At 75.4% G+C, this 6,380-nt stretch carries 4 protein-coding genes; 2 read left to right on the forward strand and 2 right to left on the reverse strand.

The window, feature by feature from the left end; all coding sequences use genetic code 11:
* Window positions 1–2 precede the first annotated feature (2 nt).
* Window positions 3–908, reverse strand: coding sequence for a universal stress protein (locus VFV89_RS07490; protein WP_329705294.1), 906 nt, complete (start codon window positions 906–908; stop codon window positions 3–5).
* A gap of 106 nt (window positions 909–1,014) precedes the next feature.
* On the opposite strand from VFV89_RS07490, the gene VFV89_RS07495 reads away from it, so the two are divergent.
* Together VFV89_RS07495 and VFV89_RS07500 are read left to right on the forward strand one after the other, a co-directional pair.
* Window positions 1,015–1,449, forward strand: coding sequence for a pyridoxamine 5'-phosphate oxidase family protein (locus tag VFV89_RS07495; RefSeq protein WP_329705295.1), 435 nt, complete (start codon window positions 1,015–1,017; stop codon window positions 1,447–1,449).
* Window positions 1,446–4,124, forward strand: coding sequence for a GNAT family N-acetyltransferase (locus VFV89_RS07500; protein ID WP_329705296.1), 2,679 nt, complete (start codon window positions 1,446–1,448; stop codon window positions 4,122–4,124). The genes VFV89_RS07495 and VFV89_RS07500 overlap by 4 nt, the downstream gene beginning before the upstream one ends.
* Here VFV89_RS07500 and cydC read toward each other — a convergent pair.
* A partial coding sequence (gene cydC, locus VFV89_RS07505; protein WP_329705297.1) for a thiol reductant ABC exporter subunit CydC occupies window positions 4,103–6,380 on the reverse strand: 2,278 nt, incomplete at its 5' end. The two genes, VFV89_RS07500 and cydC, sit on opposite strands and share 22 nt — an antisense overlap.

A 6,380-nucleotide genomic window follows, 5' to 3' on the forward strand; every position in this document is an offset into this window, starting at 1 on the left:
TCTCAGGTGGACTCGGGCACCACGGCAACCGTCGTGTGTGCGCGCTCGAGGACCGCCAGCGCGCATGAGGTGTGGACGAACCGGGTCCAGCCGTGGACCTCTGAACGGCCGACGACCAGGAGCGCCGCGTCGGGTGTCCGGTCGGCCAGGCAGTCGTCCACCAGGCCCCGAGCCAGCTCCTGGCTGACCCGGACATCGGGGTACTTCGCCGCCAGGCCGGCCACCGACTCCGCCAGCAGCAGCCTCAGGTCGGAGAGGTCGGACCGGTCGACGGGCAGCACGGCCCCTGGGCCGGCCGCCGCCATGACGGCGTCCCAGAAGCAGTGCATCACGGTCAGGGGCAGGCCGTGGAGCGAAGCCTGCGCGAAGGCGAACTCGAGGACGGGGCGCGAGGCGGGGCTTCCGTCGGCACCGACGACCACCCTCGCCTCACCCTGGAGCGGGCCGGCGGACGGCCGGCACACGATCACGGGGCAGTGGGCGTGGCGGGCCATCGACGCGCTGACCGACCCGAGCAGGGCGGACTCGACCGGTCCCCGGCCCCGCGACCCGACGACGACGAGATGGGCCTCGGTCGAGAGCTGCTCCAGCGCGACCCGTGGGTCCAGGTCGACCAGCGCCGTGGTGACCTCGACGCCGGGCACCTGGGCGGCGGCCCGCTCGGCGGCATGGGTGAGGGTCGCGCGGCTGAGCTCCTGCAACGCGGTCCGGAGCTGCTGAGGGTTCATGCTGTGCCGGTCCAGCCACCGGATCTCACCGAGTACGCTCCGGTCCGTGCTGTGCACGAGTGCGAGCGTCCGACGCTCGCGCAACGCCTGTTCGGCCGCCCACGTCACCCCACGATCAGAGTCACCCGAGCCGTCGACACCGACCACGATCGCGCCGGGAGGCACGCCGAACCTCGTCATGCCCCCAGCCTCGCGACCAGCGCTCGGGGCGCCCACGGCCGTCAGGCCCGGGCCGCCGGGACCTATGGCCCTCCCGATGACCGGGCGCCGGCTCGACGCTGGGTGCATGCCACTGCTCCGAGAGCTCGACACCGCCCAGTGCGAACGGCTGCTGCGCCGTGCGGTCTTCGGCCGAGTCGTGCTGATGACCCCGGACGGGCCCGAGGCCGTGCCGGTCAACTACATCGTCCGCGACGACACCGTCGTGGTGCGGACCGGGCCCGAGGGGCTGGTGGCCCGGTACGCCGATGGTCAGCGCATCGCGTTCCAGGTGGACCTGGTGGACGAGACCTACTGGCAGGGGTGGAGCGTGGTGGCCCGAGGGTTGGGCGAGGTCGTCCACGCCGTGCCCGAGGTCCCCGGCCGCCCGGCCCCCCGGCCCTGGGCTGCGGGTGACCGCAGCACCGAGCTCCGGCTCGCATGGACAGAGCTGACCGGTCGGTGCGTTGGCGACGGTTGGGACCTCGAGGCCACGATGTTCTCGCGGAGGCAGGCGCGGTGACCACGACGACCAGCCTCCCAGCGCCCGCCGACGTCCTGCTCGCCGACGGTTCCATCGCGGTGATCCGTCCCCTGAGGCCCGCAGACGGCCGGGCCCTGCACCTGTTGCACGAGAACGTGTCGGACGAGGCGATCCGGCTGCGCTTCTTCTCGGCCGCCCGGCGGACGGCGCACGCCTACGTCGACCACGTCCTGGCGGACCCGGAGACCCTGGCGCTGGTGGCCGAGCGGCGCGGCCGGCTCATCGGGCTGGTGACCGCCGAGCCGATGTCGTCGGACCGGGCCGAGGTGGCCTTCCTGGTCGCCGACGACGCGCGCGGCTTCGGCGTCGGCACGCTGCTGCTCGAGCACGTCGCGGCCCTGGCCCTCGCCCGCGGCTTCACGGCCCTGGAGGCCGACGTCCTCACCGAGAACCACGCGATGCTCACCGTCTTCTCCGACGCCGGCTACACCCGCAAGCGCGCGTTCGACCTCGGCACCGTCGTGCTCACCCTCGGCACGGGTGTGACCGCGGAGTCGGCGCGGCGTGCCGACGACCGCGAGTTCCACGCCGAGGCGAGGTCCCTGGCGCCGCTGCTCCACCCCGCGTCCGTCGCGGTCGTGGGCGTGCGCTCCGACGGCACGGGCATCGGGGCGACCGTGCTGCGCTCGATCGTGGCATCCGGCTTCTCCGGCACCGTGTCGGCCATCCACCCGCGTGCCGGGGAGCTGGCCGGCGTCCCGACGTACTGTTCCCTGGCCGAGGTCCCGGGAGGTCTCGACCTGGTCGTGATCTGCGTGCCCGCCACCCACGCGCTCGACGTCTTCCGCGACGCGGTCGCGGTTGGTGCGCGCGCGGCCGTGGTGGTCTCGTCGGGCTTCGGCGAGCTCGGCGAGGAAGGTGCGCGCATGCAGCACGAGCTCGCCACGCTGGCGCGCGCCCACGACGTGCGGCTCGTCGGGCCGAACTGTCTCGGCCTGCTGTGCAACCAGCCGGACGTCCGCCTCAACGCGACGTTCAGCGACGCCGTACCGCCGCCGGGGGGACTCGCGGTCGCCAGCCAGTCCGGTGGAGTCGGGATCGTGCTCCTCGACCTGGCCCGGGAGCTGGGCCTGGGCGTGCACACGTTCGTCTCGCTGGGCAACAAGGCAGACGTCTCCAGCAACGACCTCCTCGCGGCGTGGTACGACGACACGGACGTCAAGGCGGCGGCGCTCTACCTCGAGTCGTTCGGCAACTCCGCCAAGTTCGCCCGCTTCGCCCGCCGGTTCGCGCTGCGCAAGCCGCTGCTGGCCGTGGTCGGCGGACGGTCGGCCGGTGGCAGCCGGGCAGGTGCGTCGCACACCGCCGCGGCCGCCACGCCCGCGGTGGGCGTGGACGCACTGTTCTCGCAGGCCGGCGTGATCGGGTGCCGCGACGCGGAGGACCTCGCCCGCACCGCGGTGCTGCTCACCCAGCAGCCACTGCCGCGCGGACGACGGCTGGCGATCATCTCCAACGCCGGCGGGATGGGCGTCCTGGCCGCGGACGCGGCGGCCGACGAGGGGCTCGACGTCCCGGAGTTCTCGCCCGAGCTGCGGCAGCGCCTGGGCGAGCTCGTGCAGGGCACCACCGGGACCGGGAACCCCGTCGACGCCGGCGCCGGCGTGCCACCCGAGCAGTTCGCGGAGCTCGTGCGCACCGTCCTCACCTCCGGCGAGGTCGACGCCGTCCTCGTCGTCCCGGTCGCGACCGGGGTGACCGACAGCAGCGCGACCATGCCCGAGCTCCTGCGGGTGCGCCCGGCGAACCCGGACGTCCCGGTGGTCGCCGTCCCGCTCGGGGGCATCCCGGCGCCCGACCACGCCGGCTCGCCCATCACGACCTACCGCACCACCGCCTCGGCGCTTCGCGCGCTCGGCCGGGCGGTCCGGTACGCCGACTGGCTCGCCATGGAGCGACCGGTCCTCGAGCCCACGCCGCCGGAGCAGGTCGTCCGGCTCCGCGGGCTCGCCCAGGAGCTGCTCGGCCCCGCCGGGACCAGGTGGCTCAGCGCCGCCGAGGCGAGCGACCTGCTCTCGCCGTACGGCATCCCGCTGCTCGGCTGCTCCGCCCACTCCGCCGCGCAGGCCGTTGACTGTGCCGTCGCGGCCGGCTTCCCCGTGGCGGTCAAGGTCACCGACCCGGGTGTGGTGCACAAGACCGAGCTCGGGCTGGTGCGCACCGGTCTGCGGACCCGCGGCCAGGTGCGCGACGCCTACCGGGACTTCCGGACCGCGGTCGGGCACGCCCCGGAGGTGCAGGTCCAGTCGATGGTCTCCGGCACCGAGGTGGCGCTGGGCGTCGTCCGCGACCCGTCCATGGGTCCGCTGGTCATGGTGGCCTCCGGTGGCGTGGCCACCGACGTCTGGAACGACCGCGCCTTCCTCGTTCCCCCGGTGACCGCGCCGGAGGCCCGGCGTGCCATCGAGTCGCTGCGGATCGCGCGGATCCTCAAGGGGTTCCGCGGGGCTCCTGCCGGCGACCTCGAGGGGCTGACGGAGCTGGTCACCGCGCTCGGACGACTGGCGGTCGACGTGCCCGAGCTGGCCGAGCTGGACCTCAACCCGGTCATGGTCCGCCCGGACGGCTGCATCGCCGTGGACGCGAAGGTCCGGCTCGCGACGCCGGTCGGGCCCGACGGCACCGCCCCCCGTCAGCTGCGTCGGGTCCCCTGACGGGGGCCGCCGCGGCCGTCGAGCTCGAGGGGTGCGGGCGCCAGGTCGATGACCCGGTCGACCAGGTCCAGGCCGACGTCGCTGTGCGTGATCCACAGGACGGCCCGGGTGCCCCGATCCTCCAGCAGCTGGTGCGCCAGCTGGGTCGCCGTCGCGTGGTCGAGGTGGGCGGTCGGCTCGTCCAGCACGAGCACCGGCTGGTCGGCGAGGATCGACCGCGCGATCGCCAGGCGGGCTCGCTCACCGCCGGACAGGCCGGCGTGGCCGTCGCCCAGCCACGTGTCGAGGCCGTCGGGAAGCGCGGCGACCCAGCCCCCCAGCCCGGCCCGTGCAAGGGCGGTGGCGACCTCCTGGTCGCCGGCGCCCGGCCGGGCGAGCCGGACGTTCTCCGCCAGCGTGGTCGCGAAGACGTGCGGGTCGTCGTCGACGTAGCCGGTGAGGCGACGGACGTCGTCGAGGGCGAGGTCGCGCAGGTCGACCTCCCCGTGGCGCACGACCCCGGACACCGGGTCGAGGAACCGCACGAGCAAGGCGGCGACCGTGCTCTTGCCCGAGCCCGACGGGCCGACCATCCCGACCCGCTCGCCGGGGGCGAGCGTCAGTGAGCACTCCGTGGTGACAGGCGCGTCCTGCCCCCACTGGCCGCGGACCCGGTCGACGAGCACGTCGTGGGTGGTCGGCGCCGGTGCGGCGACCGTGTCGCGGACGGCCGGCGCGGTGTGCTCGAGCGTTGCCAGTCGTGCCGCGGCCGCGTCGGTCCGGACCGAGAGGGCGCCGGACTCGGCCAGCGGAGCCGCCACCTCGGCCAGGGCCAGCGGAGTGAGCACGAGCAGCGCCATCATCGGCCCCGACAACGTGCCGTCCGCGACCGCGGGTGCGGCGACCGCCGCCACGAGGGCCATGGTCGCTCCGGCAACGGCCAGGACCCACGCGCGCGCCGCGCTCGCACCGGCGGCGGCACGGGTCGCCGCCGCGCCGAGCCGGTCGCTGCACCGAGCCACCTCCCCGACGACCCGGTCGGCCGCCTGCCACATGCGGAGCTCGCGAGCCAGCTGGGCCACCTCGACGACGCGCGCGGACAGCGCGGCCCGGGCCGAGACCGTTCTCTGCTCCGCAGACCTCGCCCCGAGCCGTGCGAGCCACCATGCGCCGGCGCCGCCGGCGAGCGCGCCCGCCGCGATCACCGGCGCGACCTGCGGATGCACCAGCGCGGCGACGGCGGCGACGAGCGCGCCGACGATCGCAGCGCTGCGCCACGGCATGCGGACCCGGAGCTCGCGGTCGACCACCCCGTCGACGTCGTCGACGACGGCGGTGAGCAGGTCGCCGCGACGCCGGCCGAGCCGGCCGGGCGTCAGCGGGACGATGGCGTCGTAGACCTCGACCCGCCGGCGCGCGAGCAGCCGGAGCGCGGCGTCGTGGGATCGGACGCGTTCGGCGTAGCGCAGGACCGGGCGCCCGAGCCCGAAGGTACGCACGCCGACGATGGCGACGAGCATCGTGAGCACGGCCGGGTGGGTCGACGCCTGGACGATCAGCCAGCCCGCCGTGGCGGTCAGCGCGACGCCGCAGGCCGATGCCAGCGCGGAGAGCAGCGTGCCGACCGCGAACCGTGCCCGGGGCAGCACGACGTCGGCGGCCGGGACGGGTTCCACCTCAGCCGTCGCACGGGCGAGCGGGATCGGCAGCTCCGGGTCCGGAGCCGGAGGCGCAGGCAGCTCCAACCGGTGGTCGGCGACGTCGACGAGCGCCGGCCGGTGCGCGACCACGACCACCGCACCCCGGCGGCCGAGCTCGACCAGGGCGTCGGTGATGACCTGCTCGGTGAGGTCGTCGAGGTGCGCCGTGGGCTCGTCGAGGAGCACCCAGGGGCGGTCGGCGACCACCACCCGCGCCAGGGCGAGCCGGGCCCGCTCACCCGCCGAGAGGGTGGTGCCGTCCTCGCCGAGGGTGGTGTCGAGACCGTGGGACAGCGCCCGGACCCGCTCCTCGAGGGCAACGAGGCGCAGGGCCCGCCACACGGCAGCGGTGGTCGCCTCGGGGCGGCCGAGCCGCAGGTTGTCGGCGATCGTGCCCGCCACGAACTGCGGCCGCTGCGGCAGCCAGGCCACCTGCCGCTGCCACTCGGGGCCGCCGACCGGAGCTCCGTCGGCGGTCACGGTCCCGGCGCTGAGCGGGAGCAGCCCGGCCAGCGCGTCGAGGAGGGTCGACTTTCCGCAGCCGCTGGGGCCGGTCACCACGGTGACACCGCGGGCG

This window comes from Nocardioides sp. (assembly GCF_036274455.1).
GTDB lineage: Bacteria > Actinomycetota > Actinomycetes > Propionibacteriales > Nocardioidaceae > Nocardioides.